This is a genomic window from Streptomyces asoensis (genome assembly GCF_016860545.1).
GTDB lineage: Bacteria > Actinomycetota > Actinomycetes > Streptomycetales > Streptomycetaceae > Streptomyces > Streptomyces asoensis.
The window spans coordinates 2091877-2116646 of sequence record NZ_BNEB01000003.1 but is presented as its reverse complement, the minus strand read 5'-3'; the positions used below and the strand labels follow the sequence as shown (position 1 = coordinate 2116646).

Below are 24770 nucleotides of genomic sequence, written 5' to 3'. Positions count from 1 at the left end.
GCGGCCGGATCACTCTAGGTCTGCGTCACCCCGATGGGAACGGATTTACGCGCCACACATGTGCGAACTTGCGGGCGTGCCGGTGAGATCCGCCGGGCCGGACATCGGCCCGGACGCCGGCCCGGACCTCGGCCTGGATCAATCGCGGCATCCTTCGGCCCGCGCACGCAGCAGTGCGCGCTCCCGCTCGTTGCCCGTCAGCTCCGCCGCCCGTTCGAACTCGGGCCTCGCCTCCGCCGGCCGGCCCAGTCGCAGCAGCAGGTCGCCGCGGACGCTGGGGAGGAGGTGGTAGTCGCGCAGGGCCGGTTCGCCGGCGAGGCCGTCGACGATCTCCAGGGCCGGTCCCGGCCCGTCCGCCATGGACACGGCGACCGCGCGGTTGAGCTCGACGATCGGGGACGGTGTCCGCAGGGCGAGCAGCCCGTAGAGGGTGGCGATGGTCTTCCAGTCGGTGTCCTCGTAGGTGCGGGCGTGCGCGTGACAGGCGGCCACGGCGGCCTGGAGGGCGTAGGGGCCGGGAGCGCCCGTCGCGGTGGCGCCGGCCCGGTCGAGGGCGGCGATGCCCCTGGCGACGAGCATGCGGTTCCAGCGGCGGCGGTCCTGGTCCTCCAGGAGGACGGGACTGCCGTCCGCGGCGGTACGGGCGGCCGTGCGGGACGCCTGGAACTCCAGCAGGGAGGCGAGGGCGTGCACCTCCGGCTCCTTCGGCATCAGCGCCGCCAGCTGCCTGGCCAGCCGCAGCGCGTCCTCGCACAGCGCGGGGCGCAGATAGTCGTCGCCGGCGGTGGCCGCGTACCCCTCGTTGAAGATCAGGTAGATGACGTCGAGGACCGAGCCCAGACGGGCCTCGCGGTCGGGTCCGTACGGCACCTCGAAGGCGATGTTCCTGGTGGCCAGCGTCTTCTTCGCGCGCACGATGCGCTGGGCCACGGTCGCCTCGGGGACCAGGAAGGCGCGGGCGATCTCGGGTGTGCTCAGCCCGCCGAGCAGGCGCAGGGTGAGCGCGGTGCGGGCCTCGGCGGACAGCACGGGGTGGCAGGCGGTGAAGACGAGCCGGAGCAGGTCGTCGTCGATGGCGTCGGGGTCGGCGGGCTCCTCCGGCGAGGCCACCGGGTCCAGGTTCCGGCCGATCTCCTGGAGCTTGCGGGCGTAGTTCTCCCGGCGCCGGACCAGGTCGACGGCACGGTGCCGGGCGGTGGCGGTGAGCCAGGCGCCGGGGTTGTCCGGCACCCCGTCGCGCGGCCACTGCTCCAGCGCGGCGACCAGGGCGTCCTGCGCCAGTTCCTCGGCGATGCCGACGTCCCGCACGACCCGTGCGACGGCGGCGATGACCCGCGGCGACTCGAGCCGGAACACGGTCTCGATCGCCACACGCGGATCCGGACCCGACCGGCCACCGGAAACGGACCCGGGTTCGTGGGCGGGCCCGGGGCCGCCGGGCCGCCCGGGTGCGGGGACAGGACCGGCGTCGCGGACAGGACCGGGGGCGCGGGCGGGCTCGGCGTCACCGGGTGGGCCGGGCTCCGGGGTGGGGCCGGGGGCGTCGGCGGGGTCGGGGGGCCGGGGGGTGTCGGTGGGGCGTTGTTCCACAACCCACCATCGAACACCCCGGCACCCGCCCGGACCAAGGAACGCCCCGGCGCGCGCCGGGGACCGCTCAGCCCTCGGCGATCTCCCGCACCTCACAGGTGACGGTCCAGAACTCCTCGTGGACCTTGAGGAACCGCTTCGTCCACTCGATCGCCTCGGCCCGGTCCTTGCACTGCATGATCGCGTAGCCGCCGACGGCCTCTTTGGACTCGGTGAAGGGTCCGTCGGTGACGGAGATCCGGCCCCCCTCGTAGTGCACGCGGGCGCCCTGCGCGGTGGGGGTCAGCCCCTCGGTCTGGAGCATCACACCGGCCTTGGTGATCTCCTCGATCAGCTCGCCCATCCGCTGCATCAGCTCGGGGCTCGGGCCCTCGGCGGGGGCGGTGGCCTCGTCGATCCTCACGAGCGACAGGTAACGGGGCATGGTGACTCCTCGGGTGCGGTGGGCCGGGTCCTTCCCGGCCTCTCACCCCTGCGTCGAACGGCGCCGGCCCGGATCGACACCGTCGCCGGAATTCTTTTCGGGGCCGTCCCGGCGGCCTCAGCGCAGGGACTTCCACAGAGCGCTCGCGGCCGGTTCCTGGGCCACCACCCGGTTGGGATCGGAAGGGGCCGCCACGACGGGCATGGTCACCGTCGTCAGGCCCGTGGCCGACAGGCCCTCCAGGCTCCGGGCCAGATCGGTCAGTTCGGCCAGGGAGTCGAGGCCGGTGTCCGTGGTGAGGCTGCCGGTGACCGCGTCGGCGACCGTGTAGAGCCGGGTGGGGGAGGTCAGCAGGTCGGTGGAGGCGATCTGCCGGAGCAGGGCCTTCACCAGGTTCTGCTGGAGGCCTATGCGGCCGAGGTCGCTGCCGTCGCCTATGCCGTGCCGGGTGCGGGCCAGGGCGAGGGCCCGGGTGCCGTCCAGCCGGTGGGTGCCGGCCGCGAGGTGCAGGTGGCTGTCGTCGTCGTCGATGTCCTCGCCGGTGGTGACGGTGACCCCGCCGAGCGCGTCGACGAGCTTCGCGAAGCCCGAGAAGTCGACCTCGACGTAGTGGTCCATGCGGACGTCGGTCATCGCCTCGACCGTCTTCACGGCGCAGACCGGACCGCCGACCGAGTAGGCGGTGTTGAACATGACGCCGTACGCGACCCCCGTGGAACCACCGCCCGGCAACGGGCACGCGGGGCGGGTGACCAGGGTGTCGCGCGGCACGGAGACGACGGTGGCCGTCGTACGGCCGGCGTCGACGTGCACGACCATCGCGGTGTCGGAGCGGGCGCCGGTGCTGTCGCCGCCGCCCAGCTCCTGGTTCTCCTTGCCGCTGCGCGAGTCGGAGCCGAGCACCAGGATGTTCACCGCCCCGGTGGGCAGCGGGGAGGCGGACGCCGATCCGGACGGGGACGGGGTGGTGACCGCCCGCGCGGGACGGTTGTCACCGAGCGCGTTGTCGATGTCGACGCTCTTGATGTTGCCGTTGAGGTGCCAGTACGCCCAGCCCGCCGTCGCGGCGCCCGCCACCAGGACGGCGGCCAGGGTGAGCCCGGCGGCTTTCAGCGCCCTCGCCCGCCGCCCGGCAGGACCGGCCGGAGCGGTGTCCGTCCCGCGGCCCGTCCCGGTGTCCGTTCCTGCGCCCGCGTCGTCCTGTGCCTCGTGTCGCGTCACGGACAGGAACGTAAGTCCGAATTATGAGCGCACTGTTAGGACGGCGGCCCCGTGGAGTATTTCTCGTGGAAATCTCATGCTCCCCGGGCGCGGAGCCGCCGTCGGCACCGCAGACCGTCAGCCCAGGGTCACCACCGGCACCGGATTGCTGCCGCTCCAGCTCGCGTTGAACCCGAAGGACACCGAACCGCCGTCCGGCACCGAGCCGTTGTACGAGGCGTTCACGCAGGTGACGGCGGCCCCGGACTGGGTGCAGTTCGCGTTCCAGGCCTGGGTGATCTGCTGGCCCGCGCCGTACGTCCAGGTGACCTTCCAGGAGGACAGCGCGGCACCCGAGCAGGAGATCGTCACGTTCCCGGTGAACCCGGTGTTCCACTGGCTGCCCACGCCGTACGACGCCGTGCACGCGCCGGTCTGCGGCGGTGTCGTCGTGCCGCCCAGGGCCTCCGCGATGCCGTAGTACGCCGGTTTCGGCGCGTAGTTCGCGTCGTACGGCGTCGCTGCCCCCTGCCCCGGGAAGGTGCTCTCGACCCAGGAGTCCGAGTCGGTGAAGCCCCAGACCGTGAGGTTGACGCAGCGCGCCACCGCCGCGCAGGCCGCGGTGACCGCCTTGTAGTCGGCCTTCTGCTGGGCCAGCTCGGCGCTGTCCGACGGGAGCGTCATCCGGGCGTCCAGCTCGGTGATCGCCACGTCCACGCCCAGGTCGGCGAAGCGCTGGATGTTCTGCTGGAGGGTCGAGGGGACCTGCCCCACGACGAGGTGGGCCTGGAGGCCGACCCCGTCGATCGGGACGCCCCGCTCCTTCAGCGACCTGACCAGGTTGTACAGGGCGGTCGACTTCGCGTTGACGCCCTCCACGTTGTAGTCGTTGACGTAGAGCTTCGCGGCCGGGTCGGCGGCCCGCGCCCAGGTCAGGGCGTTCGCGATGTAGTCGGCGCCGAGGCCGTCGTACCAGAGGGTCGAGCGGTAGGTGCCGTCCTCGTTGAAGGGCTCGTTGACGACGTCCCAGGCGGCGATCTTCCCCTTGTAGCGGCCGGCCTCGGTGGCGATGTGGTTCTGGAGCAGGGTGCCGAGCTGGGCGGAGGTCCAGCTGCCGTTCGTCAGCCAGCTCGGGTTCTGGCTGTGCCAGACGAGGGTGTGACCGCGCACCTGCTGGCCGTGCGCCTGCGCGAAGGCCACGATCTGGTCGGCCTCCGCCCAGTCGAAGGAGTTCCGGACCGGCTCCACCGAGCCCCACTTCATGGCGTTGCCGGGGGTCAGGGAGCTGAACTGGGCCCCGGCGAGGTCGCCATAGGTCCCGGTGAGTCTGGAACCGGTGACCGCCGTGCCGATGACCTTGCCCTTGGCGGCGCCGAGGTCGCGCAGCGGGGTGTCGGCGGCGTGCGCCGCCCCGGTCAGAAGGGCGCCGACGGTGGCGGCCCCGGCGAGCAGAGCGGCGAGACGTGCACGGAACGATGGACTGGAGGATCTCATGGCGGGTACCTCCGAAAGTTTCGGTTGTTCAACCGATTGACTTCGGAGGAGTGTGGGGGTGTCCGCCACACCCGTCAATACGTCAACTTCCGGCCACGGGCAGCCCTGCGGCCACCCACGCCCCACCGGCCGCCACCCACGCCCTACCGACCGCCACCGGCTGCCGCCAGCCCCCAGCCGCCAGCCGCCTACTGGGCGGGTGGGGCCGCGGTGCTCGCCCGCACCACCAGGCTCGTCGCCAGCTCGACCCGGGTCGCCGCCGGCCCCTCCCGGGAGGTCGAGCGCGCCAGCTCCAGCACCAGCCGGGCCGCCGCCTCGGCCATCTCCGTCAGCGGCTGGCGCACGGTCGTCAGCGGCGGCCCCACCCAGCGCGCCACCGGCAGGTCGTCGAAGCCGACCACGCTCACGTCCTCCGGGATCCGCAGCCCCAGCTCGCGGGCTGCCTCGTAGAAGCCGAGCGCCTGGAGGTCGTTGCCCGCGAAGACGGCGGTGGGCCGGTCGGGGCGGTCGAGGAGCTCACGGCCGAGCCGGTAGCCGGTCTCGTGGTGGAAGTCGCCGGTCTTGATCAGCCCGGGGTCGACCGGCAGCCCGGCGGTCTCCAGCGCGGCCCGGTAGCCGTCGATCCGGGCGCGGCTGCACATGATCTGCGGCGGCCCGCTGATCGCCCCGATCCGCCGGTGCCCCAGCTCGACCAGGTGCCGGGTCGCGGCGAGGCCGCCCTGCCAGTTGGTCGCCCCGATGGACGGCACCTCGGCGCCCGGGTCGCCGGCCGGGTCCATGACCACGAACGGGATGGAGCGGCTGGTGAGCAGCGCCCGCTGGGACTCGTCGAGCCCCGAGAGGACCAGCACCACCCCGTGCGGGCGGCGGGCGGCGACCTGGTCGGCCCAGGTCCGCCCGGGCGTGAGCCGACCGGCGCTCTCGCTGAGGACGACGCTCAGCCCGGCGTCGCGCGCCACGTTCTCCACGCCCCGGATGACCTCCATCGCCCAGGCGCTCTCCAGCTCGTGGAAGACCACGTCGATCAGCGGCGAGCGGGTGGCCTCGGCCCGGCGGCGCCGGTAGCCGTGGGCGCGCAGCAGCTCCTCGACACGGGTGCGGGTGGAGGGGGCGACGTCGGCCCGGCCGTTGAGGACCTTCGAAACAGTCGGCGCGGATACGCCGGCCTCACGAGCGATCTCCGCGAGCGTCGCGGTCTGTGTCGGCCGCGCTTCTGTCCGCGTTTCCACGGGCTCCGAGGGTGTCATGGCGGCGATCGTATCGCCACGCGACCTCTTGACGAACCCATGTCGACGCCATAGGTTCCCGGAACATTCGAAGTACAGTCCGAAACATTCGCGCCTCGCTGTCCGTACCGATTGTCCACCTGGTGGCTCACCGACCTCTGACAGGAGTTTCATGACCACCGCCCCCTGGCGTGACCCCGCCCTGCCGGCCACCGCCCGCGTCGACGACCTCCTCCCCCGGATGACCCTGGAGGAGAAGACCGCCCAGCTGTACGGCGTGTGGGTCGGCGCCGCGACGGACGGCGAGGGAGTCGCCCCGCACCAGCACGACATGACCGCCGACCACGCCGACGACTACGACGAGCTGATCACCCGGGGGCTCGGCCAGCTGACCCGGCCCTTCGGCACCGCGCCCGTGGACCCCGCGCTCGGCGCCCGCGCGCTCGCCCGCGCGCAGCGCGAGATCGCCGCGGCCGGCCGCTTCGGCATCCCCGCGGTCGCCCACGAGGAGTGCCTGGCCGGCTTCACCGCCTGGCGGGCCACCGCCTACCCGGTCCCGCTCGCCTGGGGCGCCGCCTTCGACCCGCCGCTGGTGGAGGAGATGGGCCGGGCGATCGGCCGCGACCTGCGCGCCGTCGGTGTCCACCAGGGCCTCGCCCCCGTCCTGGACGTCGTACGGGATCCGCGCTGGGGCCGGGTGGAGGAGACGATCGGCGAGGACCCGTACCTGGTCGGCACGGTCGGCACGGCCTATGTCCGCGGGCTCGAGTCCGCCGGGATCGTCGCCACGCTGAAGCACTTCGCCGGGTACGCCTCCTCCGCGGGCGCCCGCAACCTGGCCCCGGTGCGGGCCGGGACACGCGAGTTCGCGGACGTCACCCTGCCCCCCTTCGAGATGGCGCTGCGCGAGGGCGGCGCCCGCTCGGTGATGGCGGCCTACACGGAACGCGACGGCGTCCCGGCCTCCGCCGACCCCGAGCTGCTGACCCGCCTGCTGCGGGAGGAATGGGGCTTCACCGGCACGGTGGTCGCCGACTACTTCGGCATCGGTTTCCTCCAGACCCTGCACCGGGTCGCGGGCACGCCCGTCCAGGCGGCCCACCTCGCCCTCGCCGCCGGCATCGACGTCGAGCTGCCCACCGTCAAGTACTACGGCGAGGAGCTGGTGGAGGCCGTGCGCGCCGGCGAGCTCCCCGAGGAGCTGATCGACCGGGCCGCCCGCCGCGTCCTGCTCCAGAAGTGCGAACTGGGCCTGCTGGACGAGGACTGGCGGCCGGAGCCCGAGTCGGCCGGGCCCGTGGACCTCGACCCGCCGGCCAACCGCGCCCTGGCCCGCAGGCTGGCTGAGGAGTCGGTGGTCCTGCTGGACAACCCCGACGGGCTGCTGCCCCTCGCCCCCGACACCCGCGTCGCTGTGGTGGGCCCGAGGGCGGCGGACGCGCTGGCGATGCTGGGCTGCTACTCCTTCCCCTCCCATGTCCTCACCCACCACCCCGAGGTGGACCTGGGGATCGCCGTCCCGACCGTGCTGGAGTCGCTGCGGGAGGAACTCCCCGACGCGAAGGTCACGTTCACAGAGGGCTGCGGGGTCTCGGACCCGGACCCGTCCGGTTTCGCGGAGGCCATCGCCCGCGCCTCGGAGGCGGACGTCTGCGTGGCCGTGCTCGGCGACCGGGCGGGTCTGTTCGGCCGGGGCACCTCGGGCGAGGGCTGCGACGTGGCCGACCTCGGCCTGCCCGGCGTCCAGGGCGAACTGCTGGACGCCCTGGTCGCGACGGGCGTCCCCGTCGTCCTCGTGCTGCTCACCGGCCGGCCCTACGCGCTCGGCCGCTGGCACGGCCGGCTCGGGGCCGTCGTCCAGGCGTTCTTCCCCGGCGAAGAGGGCGGCCCCGCGGTGGCGGGCGTGCTGTCCGGCCGGGTGAACCCCTCGGGCCGCCTCCCGGTGAGCGTGCCGCACCTGCCCGGCGGGCAGCCCTGGACCTACCTCCAGCCGCCGCTGGGCCTGGCGGGCGAGGTCAGCAACCTGGACCCGACCCCCCTGTACCCCTTCGGACACGGGCGCTCCTACACCGAGTTCACATGGGAGGACTTCTCGGGGCCGGACGCCGAGATCGGCACGGACGGCTCGTACGACCTGGCCGTCACGGTCCGCAACACCGGGGGGCGGGCGGGCGCGGAGGTCGTGCAGCTGTACCTGCACGACCCGGTGGCGAGCGTGACGCGTCCCGACGTACGGCTCGTCGGGTACCGGCGGCTGGAGCTCGCGGCGGGCGCGGCGGCACGGGTGACCTTCCGCTTCCACGCCGACCTGTCCGCGTTCACCGACCGCGCGGGGCGCCGGGTCGTCGAACCCGGCGACCTGGAACTGCGGCTGGCAACGTCCAGCGCCCGCCCGCTGGGGGTCGCCCGGCTCCGCCTCACCGGCCCGCTGCGCGAGACGGGACCGGGACGGCACCTGCACTGCGAGGTGACCGTCGGGCACCCGTAGGGGTCTGCGGGGGTCGGTCCGGTCGTTCGGAGGGGGCGGGGCGACGGGCTGCATAGGATGGGAGGCCCGCCCCGAGAGGCGCATCCCGTGAGTGAACCGCAAGACGACGTCTGCCCGTTATGCGGCGCGCGCCGGGCCGACGACGGCACACCGGCGTGCGTCTGCGCCCGGCTCGCCTCCGACGCTCACCGCAGCGCGCGCACGGCCGAGGCGGCCGCCGCCGAGGACTTCGACCCGGTGCGCATCCGCCCGTTCGTCGTCCTCGGCGACAGCCAAGGCCAAGGGGAAGGGCGCGAGGTCGGGGACGAGGCCGGGGCCCCCGGGGACGGCACCGGTCCCCCCGGACCCGTCCGCCCCGTCCCGTGGCCCGCGGAGGGCCCCGGCGGGCCGCCGTCCGCGCGCGACACCGCGAGACGCACCGCGGACGGCTCCGAGGACGCCGGCCCGGGGGAACGGACCCCGCCGCGCCGGCCCGGGCGCCGGGTGCGGCTCCTCCTCCTCGCGGGCGTCCTCGCGGCCGCCGTGACCGCGGCCGTGCTCACCGGATTCCTGCTGTACGACGGCCCCGCACGCGAAGGCGTCCGCCCCCAGGGCGTCCGGGCGCCGGTGCCCGAGGAGACGTCCGGGAGCCCGGCGGCCACGATGACCGGAACGCCGTCCACGGCCGCCTCGCGCACGCCGCGACCGTCGCCGTCAGCCTCCCGGACCCACGCACCGCCCTCGACCACACCGGCCGCGCCCTCGCGTTCCGCCGTCCCCGCCCCGGCCCCGTCCGCCGACACGACCGCGACCGCGAGCCCCCGGCCCGGCGCGACGGACTCCGCGCCGTCGGTGCTGCGCCTCGGCGACACCGGGCCCGAGGTCGCCGAACTCCAGTCGCGTCTGCGGCAGAGCGGCTTCTACACCGGAGCCGACAGCGGTACGTACGACCGTCAGGTCGAGACCGCGGTGCGCTCGTACCAGCTCGCCCGGGTCGTCCTCCAGGACGAGTCAGGGGTCTACGGAGCCGCCACCCGGGCGGCGCTGGAAGCGGAGACGGACGAGCCCTAGGCGGGCCCACCGGACCCGCCTGGTCCCCGGACCCGCCTGGCCTACGGGACCCGCCGGGCACCCCGCGCGCGCCGGGCGCTCACGCCCCGTCCGGCACCGCCTCGAACCGCCAGCGGTGCACGGCCCGGCTCACCAACCCGCCGTCGGGTTCCGGGAGTTCCGGCAGGTCGGCGTCCAGGCCGGCGTCCCACCAGGTGATGACGAGCACCCGGTCCTGCGGGGCCCGGAAGGTCTCGCGGCGCACCGGCCGGCCGGCGAGTTCCTGCGCCCGCGCCCACGCGAGCAGCTCCTCGCCCCGCCCGGCGACCGCCCGGGCCTCCCACATCAGCGCGACGGTCATGACGTGGTCCTCACGGGTACAGGTTGTCCTTGCCGGCCTCGTGCGCGTGGTCGTGGTCGTGGGTGCGCCCCGGCACGTGCGGCTCCGTCACCGGCAGCGAGGAGTCCGCCGAGAGGTCCCAGGCGGACGCGGTGCGCCCGCGGGCCACCATCTCCGCGCCCAGCGCCGCCACCATGGCGCCGTTGTCCGTGCACAGCTTGGGCCGCGGGACCCGCAGCCGGATGCCGGCGGCCTCGCAGCGCTCCTGCGCCAGAGCGCGCAGCCGGGTGTTCGCGGCCACGCCGCCGCCGATCATCAGGTGGTCGACGCCCTCGTCCTTGCAGGCCCGCACGGCCTTGCGGGTCAGGACGTCCACGACCGCCTCCTGGAAGGACGCCGCCACGTCACGGACCGGGACCTCCTCGCCCGCCGCGCGCTTCGCCTCGATCCAGCGGGCGACCGCGGTCTTCAGACCGGAGAAGGAGAAGTCGTAGACCGGGTCGCGCGGGCCGGTGAGGCCGCGCGGGAACGCGATCGCCTTCGGGTCGCCCTCGCGCGCGTAGCGGTCGATGACCGGGCCGCCCGGGAAACCGAGGTTCAGCACGCGGGCGATCTTGTCGAAGGCCTCGCCCGCCGCGTCGTCGATGGTCGCGCCCATCGGACGGACGTCGGAGGTGATGTCGGTGGACAGCAGCAGGGACGAGTGGCCGCCGGACACCAGCAGCGCCATCGTCGGCTCGGGCAGCGCGCCGTGTTCCAGCTGGTCCACGCAGATGTGCGAGGCGAGGTGGTTCACGCCGTAGAGGGGCTTGCCGAGCGCGTAGGCGTACGCCTTCGCCGCCGAGACGCCGACCAGCAGGGCGCCGGCGAGACCCGGACCGGCCGTGACCGCGATGCCGTCGAGGTCCTTCGGACTCACCCCCGCTTCCTTCAGCGCCCGGTCGATGGTCGGGACCATCGCCTCCAGGTGGGCCCGGGACGCCACCTCCGGGACGACACCGCCGAAGCGGGCGTGCTCGTCGACGCTGGAGGCGATCGCGTCCGCCAGCAGGGTCGTGCCGCGCACGACGCCGACGCCGGTCTCGTCGCAGGAGGTCTCGATCCCCAGAACCAGGGGTTCGTCAGCCATTGTTCCCGTTTTCCTGTGTCCCTTGTACCGGAGTCGGTACGGATGTCGATGGATCGGTCAGCCGCATCACCAGGGCGTCCACGTTCCCCGGCTGGTAGTAGCCGCGCCGGAAGCCGATGGCCTCGAAGCCGAAGCGTTCGTAGAGCTTCTGGGCGCGCACGTTGTCGATCCGGCACTCCAGCATGACCTCGGCGCACTCGAAGGCGGTGGCCGCGCGCAGGAGTTCCGTCAGCAGCCGGCCGCCGAGGCCGGTGCCCTGGTGGTCGCGGGCGACGGCGATGGTCTGGACGTCGCCGAGGTCACCGGCGGCGGCCAGGCCCGCGTACCCGACGATCCGCTCCTCGTCGCCCGTCGTGTCGACCGCGACGAGATAGCGCCGGGTCGCCTCGGGGCCGCGCGCGTGGGCGAGGTCCGACCAGAACATGCCCCGCGACCACGCGTCCTCGGGGAAGAGGTCCTTCTCCAGCTCCAGCACCGGCTCGATGTCCCACCAGCGCATCTCGCGCAGCACGGGCCGGCCGGGCGGGTTGACGGCATCGGTCACTTGGGGGTGACCACCTTGTAGTTCTTGGGCACCTGGGCGTCCGGCCGGCGCAGGTACAGCGGGCGCGGGGCGGAGAGCTCCTCGCCCGCGGCCAGCTTCTCGGCGGCCAGGCCCGCCAGCGCCGCCGCCGAGACGTGCTCGGGTCCGTGCGCGTGCCGGAAGGTGTCGGGGTACAGCAGCGCGCCCGCGCCGACGGCCGGCAGGGCGGCCACCTCGTCGGCGAGGTCGGCAGGCCGGTCCACGGCGGGGTCCGAGAGCCGGGTGCGGGGGTCGGCGTAGCGCGCCCAGTAGACCTCCTTGCGGCGGGCGTCGGTCGCCACCACGAAGGGGCCCTGCACATCGCAGGCGTAGGCGAGGCCGTCGAGCGTGCACAGACCGTGCACCGGGACGCCGAGCACGAGCCCGAAGGTGTCGGCGGTCATCAGGCCGACCCTCAGCCCCGTGTACGGGCCGGGGCCCACGCCGACGACGATCCCGGTGACGGCGTCGAGACCGAGGCCGGCCTCGTCGAGCAGCCTGTCGACGGCCGGCAGCAGCAGCTCGCCGTGCCGGCGCGCGTCCACCTGACTCGAGGAGGCGATGACGTCCGTGCCGTCGTGGAGCGCGACGGTGACGGCGGGGGTGGCGGTATCCAGAGCGAGCAAGAGCACGCAAACAGCCTACGGCTCCCGTGCCCCCGACACGGCCGTACCGGTCGGAGGCGTGACGACTGCTAACGTCGCCGCGAAACGTGACGTAAGGGACAGATGGGGTGGTCTCCGGTGCCAAGCAGCAGCTCGACCTTCGTGGCCGGACTGACCTCGGCGGCCCTCGCGGTGGTCGGCCTCCTGACCTTCCAGGCTTCGGCGAACGCGCCGGCCGACCCCGCCGAGCCCCTGCGCGGCAGCCTCCCCGCGAGGACGGCCGACGGCTCACCCGGCGGTCCGGCGCACCACACAGGGCTCCCGGCCGGCTCCGGCGCGGGCGAGCGGGTCGTCTACTCGCTCCGCGCGGACCGGGTGTGGCTCGTCGGCCGGCACGGCAGGGCGCTGCGCACGTTCCGGGTCGCCCCCGGCAGCGTGGACCCGCCCCCGGGCAGTTACGCCGTCACCTCCCGCTCGGACGCCGTCACGGGCACCGACGGCACTCCCATCGAGCACGTGGTGCGCTTCACCTCCGTGGACGACGTGCCGATCGGCTTCAGCGCGGCACTGGACGGCGAACTGCCCGAACCCGACCCGAAGGTGCGGACGGGCGGCATCCGCGAGACCGTCGCCGACGGCGCGGCCCTGTGGGACTTCGCGGCGATCGGCTGCGGGGTGGTGGTCGTCCCGTAGGGGAGCCCGGCCGCGACCCGCCCCCCGGGGCCGCCAGGCGTTCCGGTGGGCCTTGGGCGGCCGCCCGGCAGGTGTTCCGACAAGGCGTCGGCAAAATGTTGCGTTACCCGTCCCGTACGTGGTCACATGGTATCAACTTCGTACTTAGGTCTGCCTAACTACGTCCGCCCCCGAACCCCAGGAGGCGTCCATGTCGGTCACCGAGCCCAGGAACCGGCCGCCCCGGCCGCACCCGCTCGCCGGTGTGTCCATGCGCGATCTGCTGGCCTCCTGCGCGGCCGCCGAAGCCGTCTCGACACCTCCTCGGCTGCCCGACCCGTCGCTGAAGGACCGGCCGGCCCGGCATCCCAAGGCGGCCTGAGGGCCCGGCCGGCCACCGGCCCGCGCGCGGCCCGGCGCCCGCCCGCCACCGCCGGAGCACGGCGCCGCCCCGCGAAGACCCGAGCCCGGCGCCCGCCCATGGGGGCCGGGCGGCGGTGCACCCTCACGGCCGGCCGCGGCCCCGGCTCCCGCCACGGGCCGGGGGCGGCTCAGACCGACAGCGCGCCGAGGTCCGTCCCGGCCCACCGCGCCCCGAGGCCGGTCACCGTCACGTGCCGCACCTCGTCGGCGGTGTCGCCGACGGCCCGGTGGATACGCACCTGGAGCCGCTCGTCGGTCAGTTCCTCGACCTTGCCCTCGCCCCACTCCACGACGACCACCGACGCCGGCAGCGACACGTCGAGATCGAGGTCCTCCATCTCGTCGAGCCCGCCGCCCAGGCGGTACGCGTCCACGTGGACGAGCGGCGGACCGTCGCCCAGGGAGGGGTGCACGCGGGCGATCACGAACGTCGGGGAGGTCACGGCGCCCCGGACGCCGAGCCCCGCACCGAGGCCGCGGGTGAGCGTCGTCTTGCCCGCGCCGAGCTCCCCGCTCAGCATCACGAGGTCGCCCGCCCGCAGCAGGGCCGCCAGACGACGGCCCAGCTCGCCCATCCGCTCGGGCGAGTCGACGACGATCTCCGTACTGTTCCCCGCCGGTCCCGGCTCAGCCGGGCTGTGCGGTGCTGCTGGTGCTTCCATAGCCGTTCACGGTAGCCCCTGCGGGCACGGCACCCGCACGGGTCAGGAGGTCGGCGAGGCGGTCGGTGACGACTTCCGGGTGTTCCAGCATCACCAGGTGTCCGGCGTCCGGCACGAGCACCAGCTCCGCGTCCGGCAGCAGGTCGGCGATCGCCTCGCTGTGCTCGCTCGGCGTGACCAGGTCCCCGATGCCGGCCAGGACCAGCACCGGTATCCCGGTGAAGCAGGCGAGCGCCTCCGTCTTGTCGTGGTCGGTGAACGCCGGGTAGAACTCGGCGACCACGTCGATCGGCGTGCCCTCGATCATCCGCTCGGCGAACCGCGCCACCGCCGGATCCACGTCCCGCGACGCGAACGAGTACCGCTTGATGACCCCGGCGAAGAGATCCGCGGTGGCCCGGCGGCCCTTCTCCACCAGGGCCGCCTGCTGCCCGAGCGCCCTGAGGACCCCCGGCAGCACCCGGCGCACCGCGTTCACGCCCGCCACCGGCAGCCCGAAGTTGACCTCGCCTAGCCGGCCGGACGAGGTGCCGACGAAGGCGGTGGCGACGACCCGGTCCCGGATCAGCTCGGGGTGCAGGGCGGCCAGCGCCATCACGGTCATGCCGCCCATGGAGTGCCCGACGAGCACGATCGGCCCCTCCGGCACGGCCGCGTCGACGACGGCCTTCAGATCGCGCCCCAGCTGGTCGATGGTGACCGGCACGCCGTCCCGGGTCTGGGCGTTCCCGCGCCCGGAACGGCCGTGGCTGCGCTGGTCCCAGTGCACGGTCCGCACGACACCGCGCAGGGCCGCCCGCTGGAAGTGCCAGGAGTCCTGGTTGAGGCAGTAGCCGTGGCTGAAGACCACGGTGACGGGGAGCGGGGCCTTGCGCCCGAAGAGCCTGCGCCGCCGGTTCGCCGGCCCGCCCTGCGGCTCGACGTCGTCGACCTCGTAGTACAGCTCGGTGCCGTCGTCGGCGTAGGCCTTGCCGGGAGTACCGCGCAGCCCGCCGTACGGCCCCGTCGAGTCGAGGGCGAGCCGGGCCTTGGCCCGCATGCCCCGCCCCACGGTCATCCGCTCCAGGGCGACACCCGCCGCGGCACCCGCGGCGATCACGCCTATCGCGGTGCCGGCGATACCGGTCGCCCGGCGCCAGCCTCCCGCCGCCCCCGTGGCGGAGGCGGCGACGACCGCCGAAGCCGCGTTCGCCACGGTCCCGGCACCGCTCACCACCACCTCCGCGCCGCTCTCGCTCACGTACCGCTCCTCTTCCGGCCGATGTCCGTGCTCTTGTTGCGGAGTACCCGTCCGGTCACCCGTTCACCTGGACGGGCCGAATGACACGGCTCTCATGGACGGACACCGGTCTCGCCGGCGCGGGTCCCGCCGGCCGGGGTCTCACCCACATAGACGCGGGGAACGCGTGCTCCGATGCGCGTGACGATCTCGTATCCGATGGTTCCGGCCGCCAGGGCCCAGTCCTGCGCAGTCGGTTCACCGCGGTCGCCGGGGCCGAAGAGGACCGCCTCCGCCCCGGGCCCGGGCTCGTCACCGCCGAGGTCGACGACGAACTGGTCCATCGCGATGCGTCCGGCGGCCGTGCGCCACTTGCCGCCGACCAGCACCGGCCCGCTGCCGGAGGCGTGCCGGGGCACACCGTCGGCGTACCCCAGCGGGACGAGGCCGAGGGTGGTCGCGCCCGGGGTGACGTAGTGGTGCCCGTAGCTCACGCCATGGCCGCCCGGGACGTGCTTCACCAGGGCCAGCGAGGCCGTGAGGGTCATCACCGGACGCAGCCCGAAGTCGGCGGCGGCGCCCAGTTCGGGGCTGGGCGACAGGCCGTACATCGCGATGCCGGGGCGGACCAGGTCGAAGTGGGTGTCCGGGAGCGTCAGCGTGGCCGGGGAGTTGGCGATGTGCCGCACCTCGGGCCGCACGCCCCGCTGTTCGGCGTACGAGACCATGTCCCGGAAGCGGTCGAGCTGGAGCGCGGTGGAGGGGTGACCGGGCTCGTCGGCGCAGGCGAAGTGCGACCACAGTCCGGTGACGCGGACCAGCCCCTCGCTCTCGGCGCGCAGCGCCTCGGCCACCAGTTCGGGCCAGTCGGCGGGCTGGCAGCCGTTGCGTCCGAGGCCGGTGTCCGCCTTGAGCTGCACCCTGGCCGTCCGGCCCGCGGCCCGCGCGCCCTCGACGGCCTCGCGCAGGGCCCACAGCCCGCCGACGGAGACGTCGACACCGGCCTCGACGGCCTCGCGCCAGGGCCCGCCGGGCGTCCACAGCCAGCACATGATCCTGACGTGGTCCGGCAGGCCGGCCGAGGCGCGCAGCGCCAGCGCCTCCTCGGGCGTGGCGGTGCCCACCCAGGTGGCGCCGGCCTCGACGGCCGCGCGGGCGCAGGGGACGGCCCCGTGCCCGTACCCGTCGGCCTTGACCACGGCCATGAAGGCCGCGCCCGGCGCCTTGGCGCGCAGGGTGCGCACGTTGGCCCGCAGCGCGGCCAGGTCGATCTCGGCGTGGGCGCGCGCCGGGGCGGCGGGCGGCTTGGCAGTGTCACTCATCGCGCCCAGTGTCTCAGAGGGCTCCGACGGCCCCTAGGTACCGGGCCGGTGCCCCCACACGTAGACCCGGTCGCCGTTCCTCAGCACCCCCCACAGCCTGCGGGCGTCACCCAGGGTGAGGTTGACGCAGCCCATGGACCCGATCGTGGTGTGGATGCTGCCGTAGACGGCGTGGAAGGCCTGTCCGCCGTCGAAGAACTGGGCGTAGGGCATGGGATTGCCGTAGAGCGTGGACACGTGGTTCTTGTGCCGCCAGTAGACGGTGTGCCACCCGGTGCGGGTGGGATGGACGACCCGTCCGCTGCGCATCGACACGGGCCCGAAGACCACCTTCGTCCCCTTGCGCACCCAGGTCAGCTGGCGGTCCAGGTCGACGCAGGCGACCCGCCCGGTGCGCACCGGGCACTTCTTGCGGGGGTCGAGGTTCTTCCGCGCGGCGATGAGCTGCATCCGCGCCCAGGTGACGGGTCCCGCGAACCCGATGGCGGGTCTGATCCCCTGCTGCTGCTGGAAGGCCCGGATCGCCATGCAGTCCGCGGCGGACTGCCGCCCGTCCGTCCTCAGCTTCAGCCAGCGCTCGACCCCGCGCTGATAGGGCCCGGTCCGCGTGCTGCACAGGACGCGGGTCACGGCGTCGTCCAGCGGCACGTACTCGACGAGCGCGTACGTCCCCGGCAGCGCGTCGCGCGGTTCGAAGGCGTCCTCGGCGGCGGTGGGCCGGTACACCTTCGGCGCGAGCGCCTGGTCGGGCGTGTCGATCTGCCAGGGCTGCTCGGGCCCGAGCGGCACACCCGGCACGAGCTGCCCCTCGGCCCCGGCGGGCGACGGCACGACGGGCACAGGCCCGCTGCCTGCGGGCGCGGGAGCGGGCACGGTCCGGCCGGAAGGGGCCACGGGTGCGGCGGGCGCGGGCACGGACGCGGTGGTTGCGGACGCGGGCGCGGCCCGGGCGGGAGGGGGCACGGCGCGGGCGGATCCGCCCAGGGGGACGAGGGCGACGGCGGCGAGGACGAGGGCCACGGTTCGTGTGCTGAACATCCGGTCAGACAAACGCGGCCCTCCGGGAGCCCGGAGTTGCCGCGCGGCGCATTCACCCGACCGGACGCCCCCCGACACCCCGTCCGGAGCCCGCCCCCTCCCCCTGCCGGGGCCCACGCCCCCGCGCCCGACCACACCCACCGCCGGGACCCACCCCACCACCCCGTCACAGACCGCCCCCGCCCCGCCCGCGGCAGCCCCGTCCCGCCACCCCGTCCGAGGGCACGTCCCGCTGCGCGCCGCGGGCAGGCACCCGCCCGCGCAGCCCCGCCAGGAGCCCGCCCCGCCACCCGACAGGGACCCGCCCCGCTCAACCCCGCCAGGGGCCCGCCCACTACCCGTCCAGAGCCCCGCCCCCCTCACCCCCCGTCAGGGGCGCACCCCGTCACTCCCCGACCGAGCGCCAGGCCTGTTGGATCGCGCCCGCGACCTCGTGTGCTCCCACCGGGGCGCCGTCCGCTGCGAAGCGGCCTGCCAGGCCGTGCAGGTAGGCGCCCGCGCTCCCCGCGTCCAGCGCGTCGAGTCCCGCCGCGAGCAGCGACCCCGCGAGCCCCGACAGCACGTCGCCGCTCCCGGCCGTGGCGAGCCACGCGGTCCCGGTGGCGTTCACCCGCACCGCGCCCTCGCCTCCCGCGTCCGCGACCAGCGTCGTCGACCCCTTCAGCAGCACCGTGGCCCGGTAACGCGCCGCCAGTTCCCTTACGCAGCGCAGCCGGGCCCCCTCGACCTCCTCGCGCGCCACACCCAGCAGGGCCGCCGCCTCCCCCGCGTGAGGAGTCATCAGCGTCGGCGCCTTGCGCGCCCGCACCGCGTCGGCGTCCGCGAGCCGCAGCCCGTCGGCGTCGATCAGCACCGGCACGTCGGCGGTCAGCACCTCCGCCACCGTCTTCGCGTCGTCACCGGCGCCCGGTCCGACGACCCAGGCCTGCACCCGCCCGGCCTGCCGGGGGCCGCGGTCGGACACCAGCGTCCCGGGGAACCGCGCGATGACGGCGTCCCCCGCGGGGCCGACGTAACGCACCGCCCCGGCCCCGCCGCGCAGGGCCCCCGCGACGGCCAGCACCGCCGCCCCCGGATAGCGGGCGGACCCGGCGGCGATCCCGACGACACCCCGCCGGTACTTGTCGCTCGCGCCGCCCGGCACGGGCAACAGGGCGGCCACGTCCGCGTGCTGGAGCGCCGTCAGTTCGGGTCCGGCGGGCAGCACCTCCCCGAGCCCGATGTCGACGAGCCGCACCGACCCGGCGTACTCCCGCGCCGGATCGACGAGCAGCCCCGGCTTGTGCGTGCCGAAGGTGACGGTGAGGTCGGCGCGGACCGCGCTCCCGTGCACCTCGCCGGTGTCCGCGTCGACACCGCTGGGCAGGTCGACGGCGACGACGGCGGCCCGCGCGTCGGCGACGACGGCGGCCAGCGCGGCCGCGTCCGGCCTCAGCCCGCTCTTTCCGCCGATCCCGACGATGCCGTCGAGCACGAGGTCGGCGCCGCGCAGGACACCCTCCGCGCCCTCGGGCGCGACCGTGCGCCCGCCGGCCCGGCGCAGGGCCGCGAGCCCGCCGGCATGGGCCCGCCCGGGCGCGAGCAGCACCGCCGTGACCCCGGCCCCGCGCCGGGCGAGCCGGGCCCCGGCGTACAGGGCGTCACCTCCGTTGTCGCCGCTGCCGACCAGCAGCGCGACCCGCCGTCCGTAGACCCGCCCCAGCAGATCGGCGCAGGCGGCGGCCAGCCCGGCGGCGGCCCGCTGCATGAGGGCCCCTTCGGGGAGCCGGGCCATCAGTTCCCGCTCGGCGCGGCGGACGGTCTCGACACGGTACGCAGTACGCATACAGCCGAGTCTGCCCCGGACTCCCCCGTCCCCGCACGCGCGGACCGTCCCCGCAGGCGCGGCCGCTCACCCCTCGGCCACCACCACCGCCGAGGCCACCCCCGCGTCGTGACTCAGTGACACATGCCAGCCCGTGACGCCCAGTTCGGCCGCCCGCGCGGCGACACTGCCCCGCACCCGCAGCCGGGGCCGCCCGCTCTCCTCGACGTAGACCTCGGCGTCGGTCCACAGCAGCCCGGGCGGTGCCCCCAGCGCCTTGGCCAGGGCCTCCTTCGCGGCGAACCGTGCCGCCAGCGAGGCCGCGCCCCTGCGCTCCCCGCTCGGCAGCAGCAACTCGCTCTCCAGGAACAACCGCCGGGCCAGCCCGGGCGTCCTCTCCAACGACGCCGCGAACCGGTCGATCTCCGCCACGTCGATACCGACCCCGATGATGCTCATGCCGAGCACCCTAAGGCCGTGCTGTCACAGCCTGCTGCTAGCCTGCGGCGACTTGATCACGCAGGACATCACGCACAACATCCGCAGGACATCACACAGAACACCACGGGGAAGAACCCGCCGCGCGCCCTGGGGGGCCAGCCCGCGCGCCGCGGGCAGCGACGCCAGGGGGCGGAGGAATGACCAGCACCACCGACGGCACCACCAGCGGCGGATCCGGGAACACCTGGGGGCCGACGTTCGACCCGTACGACAACACACCCGAGCTGATCCCGCTGCGCGAGGCCGCGCGGGCCGGTGACTGGCCGGCCGTCCGGGCCTACTGCGAGGGTCTCGGCTCCGCCGCCCGGCTCACCACGGCCTCGAGCATGCTCGCGGACGTGCCCGGCGTGGAGAACTTCCTGGAGCGGGCGGCCGCCGAACGGCCCGCCGACCCGCTCGCGCGCACCCTGCTCGCCGAGCGGTACATCCACATCGGCTGGGACATCCGCAGCAGCGCCCGCGCCCAGCACGTCTCGCGGGACCAGTTCGTCCAGTTCCACGACTGGCTGCGCAGGGCCGAGCAGATCCTCATCGAGGTGTGCGCCGAGCACCCCTCGTACGCCCCCGCCTGGACGGCCCGGCTGAAGACCGTCCGCGGGCTCCAGCTCGGCCAGGCCGAGGCTCGCCGCCGCTACGACCGGCTCCGCGCGCACCACCCCCACCACTACCGCGCCCAGACCCAGCTGCTCCAGCAGCTGTGCCCCAAGTGGAGCGGTTCCTGGGAAGCGGCGCACGCCTTCGCCCGCGAGTGCGCGACCGCGGCCCCCGACGGCTCGGTCTCCGGCGCCCTGGTGGCCATCGTCCACATCGAGCACGCGCTGGACCTGGACGGCGGCCACAAGGCGGCCTACATGCGGAGCCCGTCCGTCCACCACGACCTGCGCAACGCCGCCCAGGTCTCGGTCCTGCACCCGGCCCACCGGCCCGACTGGGACTCGGTCGGCGCGCACAACGCGTTCGCGTTCGCCTTCTCGTTCGGCGGTCACCTCGCCGACGCGGCCGCGCACTTCGCCGCCCTCGGCGACCGGGCGACCGATGACCCGTGGGACTGCATGCCCGACAAGAAGGCCGCGTTCCTCAGGTACCGCAAGGCCGCGCTGGACACCCGAGGAGGAGGCATCCGATGACCACCGACCTGCACGAGCACGACCGCCGCGACGGCGCCGACGACAACGGACTCGGTGCCCTCTCCGGCCTCGTCTCGCACACCCTCACCGACCACGTCCCCACGCTCTACGCGCCCGCCTCGGGCAACGAGATCACCGCCGGTCTCTTCTTCCGGGTGGGCCGCGCCGACGAGACCCTGGCCACCGCGGGCGTCACCCACCTCGTCGAACACCTCGCACTGCACCGCCTGGGCCTGTCCGACCTGCACTACAACGGCGCCACGGCGAACGCCTACACCCTCTTCCACGTCACCGGCAGCGAGGAGGAGGTGGTCAGGTACCTCAACAGCGTGTGCGCGGGTCTGCGGGACCTGCCGATGGAGCGGCTGGAGACGGAGAAGGAGATCCTGCGCACCGAGGCGGCCGGCCGCGGCTCCGGCCCCCAGCACCGGATGCCGCTGTGGCGGTACGGCGCCCGCGGCTACGGCCTGTCCAGCTACACCGAGCTCGGCACCTGGAGCCTGACGCCCGACCAGGTGCGGCACTGGGCCGAGACCCGCTTCACCAGGGACAACGCGGTGCTGTGGATCACCAGCGACCATGTCCCCGACGGCCTGGACCTCACCCTCCCGCAGGGCTCCCGCCTGCCCGCGCCGGCCGCGACCAGCGCCCTGCCCGTCACGCCCGCGTACATCAGCGGTGACGACGGCCATGTCGTCCTCACGTCGGTGCTGCGCCGCTCCACCGCGGCCAGTGTCTTCGCGGACGTCCTCGGCCGGGCCCTCTTCCAGGACCTGCGCCAGGAGGGCGGCTACTCCTACACCGCGGAGGCCGACTACAGCCCGCGCGACGCCGGCTCCGCCACCCTCACCGCGTACGCCGACTCCCTCCCGCAGAAGCAGGACGCGGTCGTCGGCGGCTTCGTCGACACCCTCGCCCGGCTGCGGGCGGGCCGGATCGAGCAGTCCGAGCTGGACGCCGTCCGCAGCAAGCTCCTCAAGATGTACGACTCCCCCGATCTCGCCGCCGCCGCACTGCCCTCGTACGCGCTGAGCCTGCTCCTCGGGCACCGGATCCTCACCCCCGAGCAGCACCGGGACGAGCTGAACGCGGTGACGACGGACGACCTGCGCGAGGTGGCTCGGGAGGCGTGGGCCGGAGCGCTCCTCCAGGTGCCGGGCCGTGACGTCGACTGGGCGGGGCTCACCCTCGCCCCGCAGTACTCGGAGTCCGCCGTCACCGGCACCCGTCACCAGTCGCTGGAGGACGACGAGGTCACGCTGGTCATCGGCGCGGAGGGGGTGAGCCTGCTGACGCCGAGGGGCCCGGTCACCGTCCGCTACGACGCCTGCTCGGCGATGACCACCCGTCCCGACGGCGCCCGCGTCCTGACCGGCCACGACGGCTTCTCGGTCACCGTGGAACCCACCCTGTACCGGGGGGTGACGCCGGAGCGGATCGCGGCGGTGGACGCGGCCGTGCCGCCACAGGCCGTGGTGCCGATGCCGGCCCGCGACCCCGAGCGCGTCCCGCAGCCGCGCAGACGGGACCCCGCAGCGCGGTCCTCGCGCAGCGGCGGCTCCCTGTGGGCCTGGACCACCGCCCTGTGGCTGGTGGGCCTGCTCGCCGCGGTGTGGGGCCTGCTGTGCGCGGTCATCACCGCCGACGAGGCATCCGCCGCCGCTCCGGAGTGGGACGCGGTGACGGGCGTCTGGATCCTGGAACTCCCGCTGCTCTTCGCGACCTGGAAGATCTTCGCGGCCCGCAGACACCGCACCCGAGCCTGAACAACGCCCCGGGGGAGGGGCCGGGAACGCCCGGGGCGTTCCCGGCCCCTCCCCCGGGGGCGCGGGGAACTGCGCGCCCAGCCCCGAACACCCCCGCACCCGCCCACGCACAGCCCCCTCCTCCCCCTCAGGCGCCCCTGCAACCGCCCGCCGCAGGCCCCCTCACTCCACCGTCACCGACTTCGCCAGGTTCCGCGGCTGGTCCACCTCGTTGCCCCGCGCCGTCGCCAGCTCGCACGCGAACACCTGCAACGGCACCGTGGCGACGAGCGGCGACAGCAGCACCGGCGTGACCGGGATCCGTACGAGATGGTCGGCGTACGGCACCACCGCCTCGTCCCCCTCCTCCGCGATCACGATGGTCCGCGCCCCCCGGGCCCGGATCTCCTGGATGTTGGAGACGATCTTGTCGTGCAGGACGGACCGCCCCCGCGGCGAGGGCACCACCACCACGACCGGCAGGTCCTCCTCGATGAGCGCGATCGGCCCGTGCTTCAGCTCCCCCGCGGCGAAGCCCTCCGCGTGCATGTACGCGAGCTCCTTCAGCTTCAGGGCGCCCTCCAGCGCGACGGGGTACCCCACGTGCCGTCCCAGGAACAGCACGGTGTCCTTGCCGGCGAGGGAGCGGGCCAGCTCCCGCACCGGCTCCATGGTCTCCAGCACCCGCTCGACCGCGCCGGAGATCTGCGCGAGGTCCCGGATGACGGCCCGGATCTCGTCGCCCCACTTGGTGCCGCGCACCTGACCGAGGTACAGGGCGACGAGATAGCAGGCCACCAGCTGCGTCAGGAACGCCTTCGTCGAGGCGACGGCCACCTCCGGCCCGGCGTGGGTGTACAGCACCGCGTCCGACTCGCGCGGGATCGTCGACCCGTTGGTGTTGCAGATCGCCAGCACCTTGGACCCCTGCTCGCGCGCGTGCCGCAGCGCCATCAGGGTGTCCATCGTCTCCCCGGACTGCGAGATGGCGATGACCAGGGACCGGGCCCCGAGGATCGGGTCCCGGTAGCGGAACTCGCTGGCCAGCTCCACCTCGCACGGGATCCGCGTCCAGTGCTCGATGGCGTACTTGGCGATGAGGCCCGCGTGGAAGGCCGTACCGCACGCGACGATGACGACCTTGTCGACCTCCCGCAGCTCGGAGGCGGGGATGCGCACCTCGTCCAGGGTCAGCGCCCCCGAGACGTCGATACGGCCGAGCAGGGTGTCGGCGACCGCCTTGGGCTGCTCGGCGATCTCCTTGAGCATGAAGTAGTCGTAGCCCCCCTTCTCCGCGGCCGACGCGTCCCAGTCGACGTGGTACGACCGCACGTCGGCGGGAGAGCCGTCGAACCCGGTCACCGTCACGCCGTCCCGCCGCAGCTCGACGACCTGGTCCTGCCCGAGCTCGATCGCCGAGCGCGTGTGCGCGATGAACGCGGCGACGTCCGAGGCGAGGAACGCCTCACCCTCCCCGACACCGACCACGAGCGGCGAGTTGCGCCGGGCCCCGACCACCACGTCCGGCTCGTCCGCGTGCGCCGCGACCAGGGTGAACGCCCCCTCCAGCCGCCGGCACACCAGCCGCATGGCCTCGGCCAGGTCGGCCGTCGCCGAGAACTCCTCGGCGAGCAGATGGGCCACCACCTCGGTGTCGGTCTCGGAGAGGAGTTCGTGGCCCCGCTCGGCCAGTTCGGCCCGCAGCCCGGCGAAGTTCTCGATGATCCCGTTGTGCACGACCGCGACCCGGCCGGCGTTGTCGAGGTGCGGATGCGCGTTGGCATCCGTGGGCCCGCCGTGCGTGGCCCACCGCGTGTGCCCGATGGCCGTCGTCCCGGCCGGCAGCGGCCGGGCCCCGAGCTCCTTCTCCAGATTGACGAGCTTGCCCGCCTTCCTCGCGGCGGCGAGCCCGCCGTCCGCCAGCACGGCGACACCCGCCGAGTCGTAGCCCCGGTACTCCAGCCGCCTCAGCCCGGCCATCACGACCTCGAGCGCCGACTGCGACCCCACGTATCCCACGATTCCGCACATGCGCGGCAGCCTACGCACGAATCCCGCACCGAAAGAGCCTCCGCGTGCCCGATTTCGGAAATTCCCACGCCCGTACGAGCCCTTCGCCCGGCGTGACGGACCCCACCCGCCAAGCTGTTCAAACTCCGTTAACAATGGA

General features: G+C 74.4%; 22 protein-coding genes. 6 read left to right on the top strand and 16 right to left on the bottom strand.

Annotated features, from left to right (window positions below):
- Positions 1-138: 138 nt before the first annotated feature.
- From Saso_RS22235 to Saso_RS22215, 5 genes are all read right to left on the bottom strand, one after another.
- Positions 139-1371 carry an RNA polymerase sigma factor gene (locus tag Saso_RS22235; RefSeq protein WP_189925186.1) on the bottom strand — a complete coding sequence of 411 codons (1233 nt, stop codon included), beginning with the start codon at positions 1369-1371 and terminating at the stop codon, positions 139-141.
- A 286-nt stretch (positions 1372-1657) separates the two neighbouring features.
- Positions 1658-2014, bottom strand: a complete 357-nt coding sequence (locus Saso_RS22230; RefSeq protein WP_189925188.1) for a YciI family protein — start codon at positions 2012-2014, stop codon at positions 1658-1660.
- A 117-nt stretch (positions 2015-2131) separates the two neighbouring features.
- The gene (locus Saso_RS22225) at positions 2132-3127 is read right to left on the bottom strand and encodes an LCP family protein (protein ID WP_229901436.1); all 996 of its coding nucleotides are present in this window, start codon (positions 3125-3127) and stop codon (positions 2132-2134) included.
- 225 nt (positions 3128-3352) lie between these two features.
- Positions 3353-4708, bottom strand: coding sequence for an endo-1,4-beta-xylanase (locus Saso_RS22220; RefSeq protein ID WP_189925192.1), 1356 nt, complete (start codon positions 4706-4708; stop codon positions 3353-3355).
- Positions 4709-4896: 188 nt separating this feature from the next.
- Complete coding sequence (locus Saso_RS22215; RefSeq protein ID WP_189925194.1) at positions 4897-5955, bottom strand: LacI family DNA-binding transcriptional regulator; 1059 nt, start codon at positions 5953-5955, stop codon at positions 4897-4899.
- A 151-nt stretch (positions 5956-6106) separates the two neighbouring features.
- Between Saso_RS22215 and Saso_RS22210 the strand changes: the two genes are divergently transcribed.
- Positions 6107-8422: a beta-xylosidase/alpha-l-arabinosidase gene (locus tag Saso_RS22210; protein ID WP_189925197.1), complete on the top strand. Its 2316-nt coding sequence runs from the start codon at positions 6107-6109 to the stop codon at positions 8420-8422.
- 87 nt (positions 8423-8509) lie between these two features.
- Positions 8510-9472 carry a peptidoglycan-binding protein gene (locus Saso_RS22205; protein ID WP_189925199.1) on the top strand — a complete coding sequence of 321 codons (963 nt, stop codon included), beginning with the start codon at positions 8510-8512 and terminating at the stop codon, positions 9470-9472.
- Between the two features lie 79 nt (positions 9473-9551).
- Here Saso_RS22205 and Saso_RS22200 read toward each other — a convergent pair whose 3' ends face one another.
- The 4 genes from Saso_RS22200 to tsaB are packed head-to-tail and all read right to left on the bottom strand — an operon-like array spanning position 9552 to position 12114.
- Positions 9552-9812, bottom strand: a complete 261-nt coding sequence (locus tag Saso_RS22200; protein ID WP_189925201.1) for a hypothetical protein — start codon at positions 9810-9812, stop codon at positions 9552-9554.
- Positions 9813-9822: 10 nt separating this feature from the next.
- Complete coding sequence (tsaD, locus tag Saso_RS22195) at positions 9823-10920, bottom strand: tRNA (adenosine(37)-N6)-threonylcarbamoyltransferase complex transferase subunit TsaD (RefSeq protein WP_189925203.1); 1098 nt, start codon at positions 10918-10920, stop codon at positions 9823-9825.
- Positions 10913-11419, bottom strand: a complete 507-nt coding sequence (rimI, locus tag Saso_RS22190; RefSeq protein ID WP_189925552.1) for a ribosomal protein S18-alanine N-acetyltransferase — start codon at positions 11417-11419, stop codon at positions 10913-10915. The genes tsaD and rimI overlap by 8 nt, the downstream gene beginning before the upstream one ends.
- Before the next feature lie 41 nt (positions 11420-11460).
- Positions 11461-12114, bottom strand: a complete 654-nt coding sequence (tsaB, locus tag Saso_RS22185; RefSeq protein ID WP_189925205.1) for a tRNA (adenosine(37)-N6)-threonylcarbamoyltransferase complex dimerization subunit type 1 TsaB — start codon at positions 12112-12114, stop codon at positions 11461-11463.
- Between the two features lie 111 nt (positions 12115-12225).
- Here tsaB and Saso_RS22180 point away from each other — a divergent pair, with 111 nt between their 5' ends.
- Entirely contained in the window at positions 12226-12780 is a 555-nt protein-coding gene (locus Saso_RS22180) for a hypothetical protein (protein ID WP_229901423.1), read from the top strand.
- A gap of 190 nt (positions 12781-12970) precedes the next feature.
- Positions 12971-13141: a hypothetical protein gene (locus Saso_RS22175; protein WP_189925209.1), complete on the top strand. Its 171-nt coding sequence runs from the start codon at positions 12971-12973 to the stop codon at positions 13139-13141.
- Between the two features lie 169 nt (positions 13142-13310).
- Here Saso_RS22175 and tsaE read toward each other — a convergent pair whose 3' ends face one another.
- From tsaE to Saso_RS22145, 6 genes are all read right to left on the bottom strand, one after another.
- Positions 13311-13844: a tRNA (adenosine(37)-N6)-threonylcarbamoyltransferase complex ATPase subunit type 1 TsaE gene (gene tsaE / locus Saso_RS22170; protein ID WP_189925210.1), complete on the bottom strand. Its 534-nt coding sequence runs from the start codon at positions 13842-13844 to the stop codon at positions 13311-13313.
- A complete protein-coding gene (locus tag Saso_RS22165) occupies positions 13810-15084 on the bottom strand; it encodes an alpha/beta fold hydrolase (protein WP_372442465.1) in 1275 nt (424 codons plus the stop codon). The genes tsaE and Saso_RS22165 overlap by 35 nt, the downstream gene beginning before the upstream one ends.
- 92 nt (positions 15085-15176) lie before the next feature.
- Positions 15177-16385: an alanine racemase gene (alr, locus tag Saso_RS22160; protein WP_189925212.1), complete on the bottom strand. Its 1209-nt coding sequence runs from the start codon at positions 16383-16385 to the stop codon at positions 15177-15179.
- A gap of 33 nt (positions 16386-16418) precedes the next feature.
- Entirely contained in the window at positions 16419-17423 is a 1005-nt protein-coding gene (locus tag Saso_RS22155; protein WP_229901424.1) for a L,D-transpeptidase family protein, read from the bottom strand.
- Positions 17424-17808: 385 nt separating this feature from the next.
- Positions 17809-19248 carry an NAD(P)H-hydrate dehydratase gene (locus Saso_RS22150; protein WP_189925213.1) on the bottom strand — a complete coding sequence of 480 codons (1440 nt, stop codon included), beginning with the start codon at positions 19246-19248 and terminating at the stop codon, positions 17809-17811.
- Positions 19249-19314: 66 nt separating this feature from the next.
- Positions 19315-19686: a holo-ACP synthase gene (locus tag Saso_RS22145; protein ID WP_189925215.1), complete on the bottom strand. Its 372-nt coding sequence runs from the start codon at positions 19684-19686 to the stop codon at positions 19315-19317.
- Between the two features lie 179 nt (positions 19687-19865).
- Here Saso_RS22145 and Saso_RS22140 point away from each other — a divergent pair, with 179 nt between their 5' ends.
- Positions 19866-20855 carry a hypothetical protein gene (locus Saso_RS22140; RefSeq protein WP_189925217.1) on the top strand — a complete coding sequence of 330 codons (990 nt, stop codon included), beginning with the start codon at positions 19866-19868 and terminating at the stop codon, positions 20853-20855.
- Positions 20852-22621 carry a M16 family metallopeptidase gene (locus tag Saso_RS22135; protein ID WP_189925219.1) on the top strand — a complete coding sequence of 590 codons (1770 nt, stop codon included), beginning with the start codon at positions 20852-20854 and terminating at the stop codon, positions 22619-22621. The genes Saso_RS22140 and Saso_RS22135 overlap by 4 nt, the downstream gene beginning before the upstream one ends.
- Before the next feature lie 162 nt (positions 22622-22783).
- On the opposite strand, the gene glmS is transcribed toward Saso_RS22135, so the two are convergent.
- Complete coding sequence (glmS, locus tag Saso_RS22130) at positions 22784-24631, bottom strand: glutamine--fructose-6-phosphate transaminase (isomerizing) (RefSeq protein ID WP_189925221.1); 1848 nt, start codon at positions 24629-24631, stop codon at positions 22784-22786.
- Between the last annotated feature and the right edge of the window lie 139 nt (positions 24632-24770).

What these genes read in the sequence shown, in the direction of transcription:
- Saso_RS22230 (WP_189925188.1), bottom strand. Translation starts at nt 2,014, where the DNA reads ATGCCCCGTTACCTGTCGCTCGTGAGGATCGACGAGGCCACCGCCCCC.
- Saso_RS22220 (WP_189925192.1), bottom strand. Translation starts at nt 4,708, where the DNA reads ATGAGATCCTCCAGTCCATCGTTCCGTGCACGTCTCGCCGCTCTGCTC.
- Saso_RS22215 (WP_189925194.1), bottom strand. Translation starts at nt 5,955, where the DNA reads ATGACACCCTCGGAGCCCGTGGAAACGCGGACAGAAGCGCGGCCGACA.
- Saso_RS22210 (WP_189925197.1), top strand. Translation starts at nt 6,107, where the DNA reads ATGACCACCGCCCCCTGGCGTGACCCCGCCCTGCCGGCCACCGCCCGC.
- Saso_RS22200 (WP_189925201.1), bottom strand. Translation starts at nt 9,812, where the DNA reads ATGACCGTCGCGCTGATGTGGGAGGCCCGGGCGGTCGCCGGGCGGGGC.
- tsaD (WP_189925203.1), bottom strand. Translation starts at nt 10,920, where the DNA reads ATGGCTGACGAACCCCTGGTTCTGGGGATCGAGACCTCCTGCGACGAG.
- rimI (WP_189925552.1), bottom strand. Translation starts at nt 11,419, where the DNA reads ATGCGCTGGTGGGACATCGAGCCGGTGCTGGAGCTGGAGAAGGACCTC.
- Saso_RS22175 (WP_189925209.1), top strand. Translation starts at nt 12,971, where the DNA reads ATGTCGGTCACCGAGCCCAGGAACCGGCCGCCCCGGCCGCACCCGCTC.
- tsaE (WP_189925210.1), bottom strand. Translation starts at nt 13,844, where the DNA reads ATGGAAGCACCAGCAGCACCGCACAGCCCGGCTGAGCCGGGACCGGCG.
- alr (WP_189925212.1), bottom strand. Translation starts at nt 16,385, where the DNA reads ATGAGTGACACTGCCAAGCCGCCCGCCGCCCCGGCGCGCGCCCACGCC.
- Saso_RS22155 (WP_229901424.1), bottom strand. Translation starts at nt 17,423, where the DNA reads ATGTTCAGCACACGAACCGTGGCCCTCGTCCTCGCCGCCGTCGCCCTC.
- Saso_RS22150 (WP_189925213.1), bottom strand. Translation starts at nt 19,248, where the DNA reads ATGCGTACTGCGTACCGTGTCGAGACCGTCCGCCGCGCCGAGCGGGAA.
- Saso_RS22145 (WP_189925215.1), bottom strand. Translation starts at nt 19,686, where the DNA reads ATGAGCATCATCGGGGTCGGTATCGACGTGGCGGAGATCGACCGGTTC.
- Saso_RS22140 (WP_189925217.1), top strand. Translation starts at nt 19,866, where the DNA reads ATGACCAGCACCACCGACGGCACCACCAGCGGCGGATCCGGGAACACC.
- Saso_RS22135 (WP_189925219.1), top strand. Translation starts at nt 20,852, where the DNA reads ATGACCACCGACCTGCACGAGCACGACCGCCGCGACGGCGCCGACGAC.
- glmS (WP_189925221.1), bottom strand. Translation starts at nt 24,631, where the DNA reads ATGTGCGGAATCGTGGGATACGTGGGGTCGCAGTCGGCGCTCGAGGTC.